The organism is Nocardia sp. NPDC055165, assembly GCF_053606985.1.
Window position 1 is genome coordinate 24,824 of the sequence record NZ_JBSGSS010000021.1, and the last position, 13,519, is coordinate 38,342.

Annotated in this window: 15 protein-coding genes; 8 read left to right on the top strand and 7 right to left on the bottom strand. The window is 67.6% G+C overall.

The window, feature by feature from the left end; translation table 11 throughout:
- Positions 1–216: a phosphopantetheine-binding protein gene (locus ACWFRF_RS31490; RefSeq protein ID WP_358061797.1), complete on the top strand. Its 216-nt coding sequence runs from the start codon at positions 1–3 to the stop codon at positions 214–216.
- Positions 217–331: 115 nt separating this feature from the next.
- Here the strand turns inward: ACWFRF_RS31490 and ACWFRF_RS31495 are convergent, their stop codons facing one another.
- Entirely contained in the window at positions 332–1,981 is a 1,650-nt protein-coding gene (locus ACWFRF_RS31495) for a (2,3-dihydroxybenzoyl)adenylate synthase (RefSeq protein ID WP_452453754.1), read from the bottom strand.
- An 87-nt stretch (positions 1,982–2,068) separates the two neighbouring features.
- Here ACWFRF_RS31495 and ACWFRF_RS31500 point away from each other — a divergent pair, with 87 nt between their 5' ends.
- The 4 genes from ACWFRF_RS31500 (at position 2,069) to ACWFRF_RS31515 (ending at position 5,797) form a co-directional block, all read left to right on the top strand.
- Positions 2,069–2,854 carry an SDR family oxidoreductase gene (locus tag ACWFRF_RS31500; RefSeq protein WP_379312305.1) on the top strand — a complete coding sequence of 262 codons (786 nt, stop codon included), beginning with the start codon at positions 2,069–2,071 and terminating at the stop codon, positions 2,852–2,854.
- Positions 2,855–2,863: 9 nt separating this feature from the next.
- Positions 2,864–3,997 carry an isochorismate synthase gene (locus ACWFRF_RS31505; RefSeq protein ID WP_452453756.1) on the top strand — a complete coding sequence of 378 codons (1,134 nt, stop codon included), beginning with the start codon at positions 2,864–2,866 and terminating at the stop codon, positions 3,995–3,997.
- 33 nt (positions 3,998–4,030) lie between these two features.
- Positions 4,031–4,699 carry an isochorismatase family protein gene (locus tag ACWFRF_RS31510; RefSeq protein WP_452453757.1) on the top strand — a complete coding sequence of 223 codons (669 nt, stop codon included), beginning with the start codon at positions 4,031–4,033 and terminating at the stop codon, positions 4,697–4,699.
- 99 nt (positions 4,700–4,798) lie between these two features.
- A complete protein-coding gene (locus ACWFRF_RS31515) occupies positions 4,799–5,797 on the top strand; it encodes an ABC transporter substrate-binding protein (RefSeq protein WP_452453759.1) in 999 nt (332 codons plus the stop codon).
- Positions 5,798–5,821: 24 nt separating this feature from the next.
- On the opposite strand, the gene ACWFRF_RS31520 is transcribed toward ACWFRF_RS31515, so the two are convergent.
- From ACWFRF_RS31520 to ACWFRF_RS31535, 4 genes are all read right to left on the bottom strand, one after another.
- The gene (locus ACWFRF_RS31520; protein ID WP_378995450.1) at positions 5,822–6,925 is read right to left on the bottom strand and encodes a mechanosensitive ion channel family protein; all 1,104 of its coding nucleotides are present in this window, start codon (positions 6,923–6,925) and stop codon (positions 5,822–5,824) included.
- Positions 6,926–7,090: 165 nt separating this feature from the next.
- On the bottom strand, positions 7,091–8,509 hold the full coding sequence (locus tag ACWFRF_RS31525; RefSeq protein ID WP_452453810.1) for an NAD(P)(+) transhydrogenase (Re/Si-specific) subunit beta: 1,419 nt from the start codon (positions 8,507–8,509) through the stop codon (positions 7,091–7,093).
- 17 nt (positions 8,510–8,526) lie between these two features.
- Complete coding sequence (locus ACWFRF_RS31530; protein WP_056818017.1) at positions 8,527–8,829, bottom strand: NAD(P) transhydrogenase subunit alpha; 303 nt, start codon at positions 8,827–8,829, stop codon at positions 8,527–8,529.
- Positions 8,829–9,947 (bottom strand): Re/Si-specific NAD(P)(+) transhydrogenase subunit alpha, encoded by a 1,119-nt coding sequence (locus ACWFRF_RS31535; RefSeq protein ID WP_387448023.1) that lies wholly within the window; start codon positions 9,945–9,947, stop codon positions 8,829–8,831. The genes ACWFRF_RS31530 and ACWFRF_RS31535 overlap by 1 nt, the downstream gene beginning before the upstream one ends.
- A 406-nt stretch (positions 9,948–10,353) precedes the next feature.
- Here ACWFRF_RS31535 and ACWFRF_RS31540 point away from each other — a divergent pair, with 406 nt between their 5' ends.
- The 3 genes from ACWFRF_RS31540 to ACWFRF_RS31550 are packed head-to-tail and all read left to right on the top strand — an operon-like array spanning position 10,354 to position 12,283.
- Complete coding sequence (locus ACWFRF_RS31540) at positions 10,354–10,806, top strand: HIT family protein (RefSeq protein ID WP_378995446.1); 453 nt, start codon at positions 10,354–10,356, stop codon at positions 10,804–10,806.
- Complete coding sequence (locus tag ACWFRF_RS31545) at positions 10,803–11,642, top strand: maleylpyruvate isomerase N-terminal domain-containing protein (RefSeq protein WP_452453762.1); 840 nt, start codon at positions 10,803–10,805, stop codon at positions 11,640–11,642. The genes ACWFRF_RS31540 and ACWFRF_RS31545 overlap by 4 nt, the downstream gene beginning before the upstream one ends.
- Entirely contained in the window at positions 11,642–12,283 is a 642-nt protein-coding gene (locus ACWFRF_RS31550; RefSeq protein WP_452453763.1) for a Type 1 glutamine amidotransferase-like domain-containing protein, read from the top strand. The genes ACWFRF_RS31545 and ACWFRF_RS31550 overlap by 1 nt, the downstream gene beginning before the upstream one ends.
- A gap of 24 nt (positions 12,284–12,307) precedes the next feature.
- Here the strand turns inward: ACWFRF_RS31550 and ACWFRF_RS31555 are convergent, their stop codons facing one another.
- Both ACWFRF_RS31555 and ACWFRF_RS31560 read right to left on the bottom strand, forming a co-directional pair.
- Positions 12,308–12,808 carry a GtrA family protein gene (locus ACWFRF_RS31555; protein ID WP_378995440.1) on the bottom strand — a complete coding sequence of 167 codons (501 nt, stop codon included), beginning with the start codon at positions 12,806–12,808 and terminating at the stop codon, positions 12,308–12,310.
- A gap of 65 nt (positions 12,809–12,873) precedes the next feature.
- Positions 12,874–13,185, bottom strand: a complete 312-nt coding sequence (locus ACWFRF_RS31560) for a hypothetical protein (RefSeq protein WP_452453766.1) — start codon at positions 13,183–13,185, stop codon at positions 12,874–12,876.
- Positions 13,186–13,519 lie beyond the last annotated feature (334 nt).

Sequence of the window (13,519 nt, forward strand, 5' to 3'; positions counted from 1 at the left end):
ATGACCGACGAACAAGTCATCACGGATGTGGCAACGGCGCTCGGCGTCGACCGCTCGGAACTGGCCACCGACACCGACCTGCTCGATGCGGGCCTGGACTCGGTTCGCATCATGTCGCTCGTGGAGAAATGGCGGTCGGCCGGACATGCAGACATCGACTTCCCCACGCTCGCAGGTGATCCCGTGCTCGGGTCGTGGATCGAACTGCTGGCCTGATCGCGCTGTCCGGATCCGGGCCCGCGGTGGCAGTACGACTGTGCCACCGCGGGCCCGGCGCGATGTCGTGGGCCTCGTCAGCGAGAACCCTCCACCCGCGCGGGGCCGGTGCCTGTCAGCTGCCGTGCGCACCATCGGCGAGCGCCTGCCGCAGATCCTTGCGGCTGGTCTTGCCGACCCCGGTTTCCGGGAATTCGTCGACGACCACGACCGTGTCGGGCATCTTCCACGCCGCCACGCCGCGCGAGCGGACGAACTTGCGCACCGAGATCAGCGTGGGCCGCTGCCCCGGGTCGATCGGCTGAACGAACGCGCAAATCCGTTGACCCAGCACAGGATCCGGCGTGCCGACGATGACAGCGTCGCGGACCGCGGGATGTTCGAGCAGGTGCGCCTCGAGCTCTTCGGCCGATACCTTCTCGCCGCCCCGGTTCACCCAGTCGCCCGCGCGGCCCGCGACCACGAGATTGCCGTCCGGGCGCACGGACACGATGTCGCCGGTGCGGTACCAGCCGTCGGCGGTGAAGCTGCGGGCATCGGCGTCGGGGTTGTCGTAGTAGCCGCGAATGGTGTACGGGCCCTGCGTGATCAGGTTGCCGGTGGACCCCGGCGCCACCTCGGCGCCGTTGTCGTCGACGACGGCGAGCTGGTCGTACTCCGACATCGGGCGACCCTGCGTGCTGACCACCACGTCGATCGGGTCGTCGAGCCGCGTGTAGCAGACCAGCCCCTCAGCCATGCCGAACACCTGCTGCAGGGTCACACCGAGCGCGGGACCGATCCGGCGGGCGAGCTCGTCCTGGCACCGCGCCCCACCCACCTGGAGTACCCGCAGACTGGACAGATCCGCGGTCTCGCCTGCCTCGGCGCGCTCGGTCCACAGCCGCGCCAGCGGGGGGACCAGACCCGTGATGGTGACGCCGAATCGCTCGATCAGCGGAAAGGCCGTCGCCGGAGTCGGATCCGGCGTCATCGCCACCGCGCCACCCGCCCACAGCGCACCGAGGATGCCCGGCGAACTCATCGGGAAGTTGTGCGCGACCGGCAGCGTCGCGAGATAGACAGTGGCGCTGTCGAGCTCACAGATCTCGGCGCTGCGGCGCACGCTGTACAGGTAGTCGTCGTGGGTACGCGCGATGAGCTTCGGGATACCCGTACTCCCGCCGGACAGTTGCAGGAACGCCACATCGCTCGGCGACGGGCCCGCCAATTCGGTAGGGGTGTCCCGGAATTCGTCGATATCGTGCGCGTCACCGGGCAGCGACGGACAGTCGACCAGCACCAGGTGGCGCAGACTCTCGACCTCGCCGCGCACCTCGGCGGCCAGCGCCGCGTAGTCGAAACGCTGGTGCGTGCCGCAGGTGATCATGGCCTTCGCCCCGGCGGCCTCGGCGATCGGCACCAGCTCGGCCTTGCGATGGGCGGGCAGACAGAACACCGGCAGCGCACCGAGCTTGAACAGCGCGAAGATCGCCTCGACGAATTCCGCGCGGTTGGGCAGCTGCACCAGCACCCGGTCACCGGGCGCGATGCCGAGGCGGGCCAAACCGGTGGCGAGCGAGCGGGAACGATGCTCGAGTTCGGCGTAGGTCCAGCTGTTCGCGTCGTCCAGGACCGCGATCCGGTCCGGCGCCGCGACCGCGCGCGCGGTGAGCACGTCGCCGAATGTCTCACCGGTCCAACAGTTCTGCTCTCGATATCGTTGTGCCAGCTCAGCGGGCCACGGAGTGAATCCGGGGAGCACGGGATCGGTCAAGTCGAGCACCTCTTTCCAGCGGATCTTCGAAGTTCCTCGCCGGAAGCTGTAAGGGAAGCTAACCAACCGACGATGAAATCAGGTTAGGCTAACCTCATGCATAGTGGTGAGTCCAGAGGGCGAATCGTCGTCGTGACCGGCGCCGCCGGGGGAATCGGCGCCGCGGTCGCCGCCCGTTTCGCCGGCGAAGCGGGAGTTCTCTCGCTGTGGGACCGCGACCCCGCCGTCCACAAGGTCGCCGCCGAACTCACGGCACGATCCGCTCATGGCGTCGAACTGGATATCAGCGACGGCGCCGAAGTACAGGCCGCCTTCGACCGTCTCACCACGGAATTCGGAACACCCGATGTCGTCGTGCACGCGGCCGGGCTCATGGTCGGCGGCTCCGCACTCGAACTCGACCCACAGGAGTGGGCACGCTGCCTGACCGTCAACGCCACCGGCACGATGCTGATCACCCAGCGCGCAGCCGCCGAGATGGTCCGCGCCGGTCGTGGCGCGATCGTGGTCGTCTCCTCGAACGCGGCCGCCACGCCACGCGTCGCCATGGCCGCCTACGGCGCCGCCAAGGCCGCCGCCACCGCGTTCACCCGCTCGCTGGCCCTGCAAGTCGCACCGCTCGGCGTGCGGGTGAACCTGGTCTCGCCCGGTTCCACCGATACCCCGATGCTGCGTGAGATGTTCGGCGGCACCGTCGACGACGCGGCCGAGCATGCGCTGCTCGACGGCGATCCGAGTGTCTACCGCCTCGGAATTCCGTTGCGCCGCATCGCCACTCCCGCCGATATCGCGGGCTCAGTCCACTTCCTGGCGTCCGAGGACGCCCGCCACATCACGATGCACGACCTGCGGGTCGACGGTGGCGCAACGCTCGACATGTGACCGAGAGGAATGATCACCATCAGTACCGACAGCTCAGACCCCGCTTTCCTGCTGTCCCGTCCGCAGCGGACCGTGTCCGCCACCGCGGGCGGGACCGTCTTCCGCTCGGCACACGACGCGATCACCGCGCTGCGCAGTGGCCGGATCAGCCACATCGTCGGCGCGCTACCGTTCACCCCCGGCGCTCCGACCGCGCTGTGGGCGCCGGATTCGGTGACGATCACCGAGGCGCCGCACCAACCCGGTTCGCGGGCGCTGCCCCGCTTCGAACTCGATGCCGCGCTGCCCGCGCCGGAGGAACACCGCCAGCGCGTCGCCACCGCAGTCGAACTGCTCGGCAATCCCGCGCATCCGTTGCGAAAGGTGGTGCTGGCCCGCGCTGTTCGCGCTCGGACGACGAAACCTGTTCGAGCACTGGATATCCTGGACCTGATGGTCGCCTCGGACCCGATGTCCAACGGGTTCCTGGTCGACCTCTCCGTCGCGGGCGGACGCTATCCCGGCCGACACCTGGTCGGCTCCAGCCCCGAGATCCTGGTACGCCGCAACGGAAGTCAGGTCCTGAGCCACCCGCTGGCAGGCTCGGCCCGGCGAATCCTCGACGACAGCGGCGCCGACCGCACCGCCGCCGACGCACTGCTCGCCTCCACCAAAGACCATGCCGAGCACCGCTTCGTGACCGACCAGGTTTCCGCCGTGCTGCGTGACCGGTGCGCCGAAGTACAGACTCCCGCACCGGAACTCACGGCCACACCGGCGATGTGGCATCTGGGCACGCCGATCACCGCGACAGTCCCGCTCGCCGGACCGTCGGCACTGGAGTTGGCAGTAGCCCTGCACCCGACCCCCGCGATCTGCGGCACGCCCACCGCGGCGGCCGCCCGCGTGATCGCCGAACTCGAGGGCGAACGCGGCTTCTACGCCGGTGCGGTCGGCTGGTGCGACGCCGACGGCAACGGTGAGTGGATGGTGAGCATCCGCTGTGCCGAGCTGTCCGCCGACGGCACCACCCTGCTCGCGCACGCGGGCGGCGGGATCGTCGCCGCCTCCGACCCTGCCGCCGAATTGGCCGAGACCACCGGCAAATTCCAGCGCATCCTCGGGCCGCTCGGTATCGCCGACCTGCCCGTCACCGTCGGCTGACCCCGCCGACCCAACGCTCAACGGAGACTCCCCATGCCCATTCCCCCGATCGCGCCCTATCCGATGCCGACCGCGGACGAGTTCACCGCCGACCAGGTCGACTGGACCGCCGAGGCCGGCCGCAGCGCACTGCTGATCCACGACATGCAGCAGTACTTCCTCGACGCCTACGACCTCTACCGCGATCCCGCGCGCACCCTCATCGCCAACATCGCCACCCTGCGCGATCACTGCCACCGGTTCGACATCCCGGTCATCTACACGATGCAACCCGGCGACCAGCATCCGTCACGGCGCGGGATACTCGCCGACTTCTGGGGCACCGGCATGTCCGAGGGCGCCGATACCGAGGTGATCAACGCCATCGCCCCCGACCCACAGGACATCCAGGTCACCAAGTGGCGCTACTCCGCCTTCCAACGCACCGATCTGCGTGAGCTACTCGGCTACTACGGTCGCGATCAGCTCCTCATCACCGGCGTCTACACCCACATGGGCTGCATGCTCAGTGCCGCGGAGGCGTTCATGGGCGACGTGCGCCCCTTCCTCGTCCACGATGCCACCGCCGACTTCAGCCGCGACGACCACATCATGGCGCTGAACTACGTCGCTCGCCGTTGCGGTGCCGTCACCAGCACCGACGAGCTGATCCGTCAGCTCGACACCACGAACGTGGAATCCACCGAACGCCGATCCGCCTGATCGGTACCGACCAGGGGCCCTGCCGTTGCGATGAACGGCAGGGCCTTTTGCCCGCCGAGTCACCCCTGAACCTGCCCCGAAGAAGAAGGAACACCGTTCATGTCAGTTCATCGAATGACGGCGCGCATGCGTGCCGCCGTCGCGCTCCTGATCGTCGCGGTGGCCGCGACGGCAGCGGGCTGCGGCAGCTCCACTGCCGACCAGGCCGCCGACACCGGCACTCGCCAGGTGGAAACCGCCAAGGGCCTCGTCACCGTGCCCGCCGACCCGCAGCGCATCGTGGTCCTCAACGGCGCTCTCGCCGGATACCTCTTCGACCTGGATGCCAAGGTGAAAGCCGCGGATCCGCGCATTCTGGGCATCACGCTGAAGCCCGGCGAGTTCCCCCCGTCCTGGGCGGCGGATGCCGCGGAACAGGGCACCGAGGCAGTGCCCTCCGGTGACGACCTGAACCTGGAGTTCATCGCCGCCCAGCGGCCGGACCTGATCATCGGCGGCGGGCCCGGATACCCCGGCATGCAGTCGATCAAGAACTACGACAAGCTCACGGCCGTCGCGCCCACCGCGCTCGTACCCTCCGACGCCGCCAACTGGCAGGACCAGTTGAAGTCGGTGGCCCACATCGTGAACCGCCCCGACAAGGTGGACAGCATGATCACCACCTACGACGACAAGGTCGCGAAGGTGAAGTCCGGCATGAAGCTGCCACAGGGCGCGACGGCCGTGATGCAGTCCCAATCGGACGGCAAGCCCATCCTGCTGGCCCCCAACACCCCGCTGGCCACACTGCTCGCCGAGGTCGGATTCACCATCGACGACAAGATCGAAGCGAAGGCGGGCAACCCGCCCCGGCCCGCGGCAGCCGACTGGGTGACCTTCAGCCCCGAACTACTGAGCACCGTCGTCGACGCGCCGGTGCTGTTCGTGATCTCGGTCGACAACGGCCGCGATATCGCCCAGCTGAAGGCAGATCCGGCGCTCGCGATACTGCCTGCCTTCCAGAAGAGTCAGGTCTACGAGCTGCCCGCGGACAGCAAACGGCCGGACTACCGGGTTGCCATGGCGACCCTCGACCTGTTGGCTGAGCGCTTCAAGTGAGACAGCTGTCGGCGGCCGGCCGGCCTAGCGCGCCGACGAAGCCCAGGGCTCGGTGGCCAGCACCGTCTGGTCGTCGACGCGATCACCTGCCTGCTCGGCAGAGTGGGTGATCGAAGTCGGGATCTTGGGAAACGCGTGGGCATGGTGGCGCCCGATCCAGGTGAGCAGCTCCTCACGGACCGCGCAGCGCAGGGTCCACGCGTCGTCGGCATCGGCGGCCGACATCGTCGCGCGGACGACGATGTCGGTCGGCGTGCTGTCGGTTACCAGCAGATTCCAGTTGCGGCCGTCCCATTCCCGGCACTCGCGCAGGTAGGTGTGCAGATGCTCGCGCAGCGCGGGTACCGGGGTGCTGTGGTCGAGGTGCAGCAGCACTGTGCCGGTGACCTGCGAGCCGCCCCGCGACCAGTTCTCGTAGGGTTGGCTGTTGAAGTAGGACACCGGCATGGTGAGCCTGCGGTCGTCCCAGATCCGCACGGTCAGGAAGGCCAGGGTGATCTCCTCGACAGTTCCCCACTCCCCTTCCACGACAACGGTATCGCCGATCTTGACCGAGTCGCCGAAGGCGATCTGCAACCCGGCCATGAGATTGCTCAACGTCGACTGGGCGGCGACACCGACGATGATGCCGATCACGCCCGCCGAGGCCAGCATCGACGTGCCGAGGGTCCGCAGACTCGGGAACAGCAACAGGATGGCCACCGCGGCGGTGGTGACCACCAGCACCGAAGTGACGATGCGACGCACCAGTCCGAGCTGGGTGCGCAACTGGCGCACGCGCGAAACCTCGCTGGCGCGTTGGGCATAGCGGCCCAGCAGGCTTTCGGCCACCACATCGGTGGCCCGGATGACCAACCACACCGCGGCGATGATGGCCGCCGTCGCCAGGAAGCTCCGGATCACCACGTCCTGGCGCAGGTCGAGCTCGGCGAGCGGATAGACCGCGTGCAAGGTGACCGTCCCGAGCAGAATCTGCAGCGGCAGTTGCAGTCGCCGCAGCGATGGCAGATGGACGCTGGGACTGCGGCGCGCCGCGTAGCGCAGCACACGCTCTACCAGCAAACCCACCGAGACCGTGATCGCCGCCGTAGCGAGCAGCACGATGATCGGCCGTAATATCTCCTCCACGAGATCGAACTCCTCCCGTTGTCGGCTTGCCTCAGCTGCGGCATACCCACACCCACCGGCCACAGACATGACCGTCTGATTGCGAGTCGTGGAGTCGGCACAACAACAAGAGGCTCCGCTGTTCGGCGCGAACAGCGGAGCCTCTTGCGGTTGTCTTCGGCTGTCTTACAGCGCTTTCAGTTCCTCGGTGACCGCACCGACGGACTTCTTCGCATCACCGAACAGCATCGAGGTGTGGTCGGCGTAGAACAGCGGGTTGTCGATACCGGCGAAGCCGGAGTTCATCGAGCGCTTGAGCACGATGACGCTCTTGGCCTGGTCGACATTGAGCACCGGCATGCCGTAGATCGGGCTCGACTTGTCGTCGCGGGCCGCCGGGTTGGTGACGTCGTTGGCGCCGATGACCAGGACCACATCGGTACGGTTGAACTCACCGTTGATGTCGTCCATTTCCTTCATCGCGTCGTAGGACACCTCGGCCTCGGCCAGCAGCACGTTCATGTGGCCGGGCATGCGACCGGCGACCGGGTGGATCGCGTATTTGACCTCGACACCCTTGCCCTCGAGCAGCAGCGCCATCTCCTTGACCGCGTGCTGGGCTTGGGCCACGGCCATACCGTAGCCCGGGACCACGATCACCTGGTTGGCGTAGGCCATCTGGATCGCGGCGTCGGCGGCGGAGGTGGCCTTCGCCGTCTTGGCCTCACCGTCACCCGAACCCGCGACCGCGCCGCCGCCACCGAAGCCACCGGCCACGATCGCGGGGATGGAGCGGTTCATGGCCTTGGCCATCAGGTTGGTGAGGATGGTGCCCGAGGCGCCGACGATCATGCCCGCGACGATCATCGCGGTGTTGTTCAGCGCCAGACCCGCGGCCGCGGCCGACAGACCGGTCAGGGCGTTGAGCAGCGAGATCACGACCGGCATGTCCGCGCCACCGATGGGCAGCACGACCATCAGGCCGAGCACACCGGCGAGCACCAGCAGGCCGATCATCCACAGCTGCGAGACGCCACCGTTGTCGGCGCCGAGGCCGATCACGACGGCGCACACGATCGCGCCGACGAGCAGGATCAGGTTCAGCGGCTGCTGCAGGCGACCGACGCTGATCGGCTTGCCGGACAGCAGTTCCTGCAGCTTGGCGAAGGCGATGATCGAGCCCCAGAAGGAGATCGAGCCGATCACCGCGGCGAACAGCGAACCGATGATGATGTGGATGGTCGGTTCCTCGTGCAGCTGCGAAAAGCCCGCGCTGTCGACGAATTCGGCCCACGCGATCAACGCGACCGTGCCACCACCGACGCCGTTGAACGCCGCGACCAGCTGCGGCATCTCGGTCATCTTGGTGCGGATGGCGGGCGGAACACCCAGTGCCACACCGACGATCAGGCCGGCAGCGATGAGGATCCAGTTGAGCAGGGCGGCGTGGCGCACCGAGATCAAGGTGGCGACCACCGCGATACCCATACCGACAGCGGCGATCTGGTTGCCGCGGACCGCGGTCTTCGGGCCGGTCAGGCCCATCAGGCCGTAGATGAACATGGAGAAGGCCACGATGTAGAGGCCGTTGACCAGGTAGGTCATGTTGTCGACTGCGTGCATCACTCGGCCGCCTTCTTCTTACCCTTGAACATGCCGAGCATGCGGTCGGTGACCACGAAGCCACCGATGACGTTCAGTGTTCCGAACACCACCGCGACGAACAGGATCACCTGTACGAGCAGCGAGGGGTCCTTCACATTGCCCAGGGTCACCAGCGCACCGAGCACGACGATGCCGTGAATGGCGTTGGTGCCCGACATCAGCGGGGTGTGCAGGGTGTTGGGGACCTTCGAGATCACCGCGAAGCCGACGAAGCCGGACAGCACGAGGATCGCGATATTGGCGAGCAGTTCGGTGTACATCAGGCTTCCACCTCACGGGTGACGCAGGAATCCGCCAGGACCTGATCCTCGAAGTCGGGGGCGAGCTTGCCGTCGACCAGCATCAGTTCCAGCAGCGCCGAAATGTTCTTCGAGTACAACTCGGAAGCGTGCTCGGGCATCGTGGCGGGCAGGTTCAGCGGCGAGGCGATGGTCACCTCGTGCTTGACCACGACCTCGCCGGGCTCGGTGAGCTCACAGTTGCCACCGGTCTCCCCGGCCAGGTCGACGATCACGCTGCCGGGCTTCATGCCCTCGACAGCGGCCGCGGTGACCAGGCGGGGTGCGGGGCGACCCGGCACCAGCGCGGTAGTGATGACGACGTCGAAGCCCTTGATGGCATCTTCGAGCGCCTGCTGCTGCTGAGCCTTCTCCTCGTCGGTGAGTTCGCGGGCGTACCCACCCTCACCGGCGGCGTCGATCCCCAGATCCAGCCACTGCGCACCGACCGAGCGCACCTGATCGGCGACCTCGGGACGCACGTCGTAACCGGTGGTCCGCCCGCCCAGACGCTTGGCCGTGGCCAGCGCCTGCAGACCGGCAACACCCACACCGAGCACCAGCACGGTGGCCGGCTTCACGGTGCCCGCGGCGGTGGTGAGCATCGGGAAGAACCGGGTCGACTCCGACGCGGCGAGCAGCACGGCCTTGTACCCGGCCACGTTCGCCTGCGAGGACAGGGCATCCATCACCTGGGCGCGCGAGATACGAGGAATCGCCTCGACGGCGAACGCCTGCACACCGGCGGACTTCAGCGCGCCGATCTGATTCTCGGCATTGCGCGGCGCCAGGAAACCGATCAGGGTCTGCCCGGAGGACAGCTTGCCCACCTCGGCATCACTGGGCGGGGCGACCTTGACGACGACCTCGGCCGACCATGGGTCACCGATGGTCGCGCCTGCCTCTACATAGGCAGCGTCGGGAATGAGAGCGCCGAGGCCGGCACCGGCTTCCACGATCACCTCGACACCCTGCTTGGACAGGGCGGGGATGATCTTGGGCACCAATGCGACTCGCCGCTCACCCGGGCCGGACTCGCGAACGACTCCGACACGCGCTCCGCGCGGCGAACCCTCGCCCACGTTTTGCGTTGTCTCCACTAGTCAGACTTCCTTTTCGTGCTGGCTTCGAGCCTGGGAACAACGGGGCGCCGAAGTTACCTGTGAGTAAGTTCGACTGAAATCCTGGCAACTGTACTCGGCTCGCGGTGAGCCTAGCGGAGATGCCCGTCACAACGGAGAACTGGACTGACGACCACAAAACGGACACCGCGGCCCTCGTCAGCAGTGACAACCAGCTCCCGGCCCGGCGGACACCGGCCGGTGCCCACACCGAGATTCGTCACCGCAGGTGGGGACATGCAAGAGCGCACATCCACGTCGGTTACTTACCTCGACGTCCGGCTCCAGGCCGGGCACCCGCGTATCCGACGAGACGTGATGCGCGTCATGGTAGCGACCGGTTCGGGCTGTTGCGCGACCCAGATCACACCGTAGGGTCGAGGCCGTGAACGACTGCGCCTTCTGTCGGATCGTGGCGGGTGCCGCACCGGCAACCATGGTCTACTCCGATGACGCGGTCTGCGCGTTCCTCGACATCCGTCCCATCACCCGTGGCCATACCCTGATCGTTCCCAAGGTCCACGCGACCGAACTCGACGATCTCGACCCCGACCTCGGCGCCCGGATCTTCCGCACCGGCCACCGTCTGGCCCGTGCCCTGCGCCTGAGCGGGCTCGCGAGCGACGGCGCCAACCTCATCCTCAACGACGGCACCGCCGCGTTCCAGACCGTCGGCCACGTCCACCTGCACGTGGTCCCACGCAAGCACGGTGACAAACTCACCTTCGCCAAGGGTTTCCTCTTGCGTCGCCCGCACGAACCGAATTCGACCGCAGCGGCGATCCGCGCCGGCCTCACCGCGCTCGACCAGAGCGAAGCAGAAGGAGCACAGGGATGATCGAGACGCCGGGGCGCGAACAACTCACCGACCTGCTCGCCGAGCAGTGGGAAGCCATCGCGCTGCTGGTCACCGACCTCGACGAAAAGGCTTGGCGCCGAACGTCTCCGCTGCCCGGCTGGACCCTGTTCGACGTGGTCGCGCACGTGATCGGCACCGAGTCGTGGTTACTCGGTGAGACACCGCCGCCGCACGATCCCCTGCGTCCCAAGACCGACGTGCGAACCCTGCCGCATGTGCGCAACGAAGTGGCCGTGCTCAACGAGATCTGGGTCGACCGGTTGCGCCCGCTCTCCGGCAAGCGGCTGCTCGCGCTGTTCGACGAGACCACCGAACGTCGCCGGGCGGCACTGGCCGCCATGGACGACGACGCCTGGCAGGCGCCGACCGTCTCACCGGTGGGTCAGGTCCCCTACGGGCGGTTCATGCGGGTGCGGCTGTTCGATTGCTGGATGCACGAACTCGACCTCGCCGACGGGATCGGGCGCAGCGTGCCCGAGGGTGGCGCGCGGGCCGAGGCCGCGTTCACCGAACTGACCCTCGGACTCGGCCGTGCGGTGGTGAAAGGCGCCAAGGCGCCGGATGGTTCGCTGATCACGCTGGACCTGACCGGTCCGGTGACCCGGCAGGTACACCTGTCGGTCGCCGGTGGGCGCGGGTCGGTTCTCGACGAGGTTTCCGACGAGCCGACCACCGTGATCCGTGTGAACTCCGGGCTTTTCGCGCGACTACGCGGCGGGCGCACCACCGCCGACCGGCACCCCGGCGAAGTCGTCGTCGAGGGTGATACCGCGCTCGGTGAGCGGCTCGTACAGAATCTGGCGTTCACTATCTGATGCGACTCTTCCTGGCGTCGTACAGATTCGGCGGTTTCGCCGATCGGCTCGTCGGGCTCGTCGGCGCGCCGGGACGCGTCGCGGTGATTCCGAACGCGTGTGACGCGTGGCCCGATGCCTGGTCGGCGGCGGTGACGAGTGATGTGAAACCGCTGGAGCAACAGGGCTATTCGCCGGACGTGCTGGATCTGCGCGAGTACGCCGGACAACCGGAGCGGCTGGAACGGCACCTGCGCGGGTTCCCGATGGTCTGGGTGCGCGGCGGCAACACGTTCGTTCTGCGCGCCCAATTCGCCCGCAGCGGAGCCGATTCCGTGCTGCCCGCGTTGTTGCGCGAGGACACGCTGGTCTACGCGGGCTACAGCGCGGGCGCCTGCCTGCTCGGACCCGACCTGCACGGGCTGGAAACCATGGACGACCCCGCCGAGGTACTACCCACCACCGGCATCGAACCACGGTGGGACGGATTGGGTGTGGTCGATCGTCGCCTGATCGTCCACCTCGACTCCCCCACCGACCCGGATGGCGACTCCGCCGCGATGCTGGCCCACTGCGTCGCCGAGGACATCCCGCACTGGGCGCTCACCGACGACGACGTGGTCCTGGTCGACGGCGATCGCACCGAGGTGCTCCGGGGTTGACGCCGCCGGCACACCGACGCGCGATCACGCGGCGGTCGTCGCCGTCACCGCCGACCGGCGGCGGAAGACGAGCCAGCGCATCGCGCAGTACATGTACACGGCCTCACAACCGCCCGCGAGCAACCTGGCCAGGTGATACTCCAGACCGAGCGCGGTGAGACCCGAGCCGACGCCGAGGATGAACGCCAGGTAGTTCACCACGACCACCACCACATACACCGCGGCTTGCTTGCCCATCGGCGCGTGGGAGTGGAAGTTGAAGGTGCGATTGAGCAGGAAGCTCAGCCCGAACGCCACGATGTAGGCGAGGGTGATCGACAGCCAGACGGGCAAGCCGAAACCGCCGTGCAGCAGTGTGAGCAACAGCAGGTCGACACCGAAGGTGAAGCTGTTGATCAGCGCGAAGCCGAGGAACGTCGCGGGCACATACCGGTCGAGCCCCCACGGCAGCCGGGCGACGACCGCCGCACACCAACGGGTGAACCGGTCGGCCACCGATTCGGTGACACTCGCCTGATGCTGCACGCGGCCAGCCTGCCAGCGGCAGATGAAGCCAGGGTGAGCAACCGGCAAACGGGTGGGCCGAGCGGCTAGCGGCTGACCGCCGCGATCGGGCGAGTATCGAACGAGGCCCACGCGGCGAGGCAGCGGCGGCGGGTGAGCTCATCGGCCTCGGCGAGCAGAGCGTCACGCAGCAACGCGGGGTCGGCTGCCCAGCGTGCGGCGATCTCGGCCAACGCCCGGACATCGAACATCCCGGTCGACTCCAGCGCCGACAGCCATTCGTGATGTGCGCCGGTGTGCACACGATGTATCACCTCGGTGTCGATGCCCGCGTCGGCGAACTCCGCGGCCAGCAGAGCACCCACCAGCTCGCCGCGGTCCTGCGGTTCCTTCATCATCGCCAGTCCTCCCTACGAAAAGCGGTGCGGCGCAACAACGTCGCATGATCGATGCGCGCGGAGCGCACCCGTGGAGCAGAACTCGAAACACGCTGGGCGGCGAGGCGATTCACCGTCGAACACACCCTGTCAGGGCATTGTGACGGATTGGACGGCGTATATACCAACGGGGCGCGCCAGATCACATCGATGCGCGGATTTCCTTGTTCGGGCCCACATCACATCCGGTCGATCACCAGGCATTCTTCTGCCCCGGCGTGGTTCACCTGCGCGCCCGGTGCGCGATCGACCAGGACGAACTGCCCGCGACGGACGGGGTGCGCGGGTTAGCGTG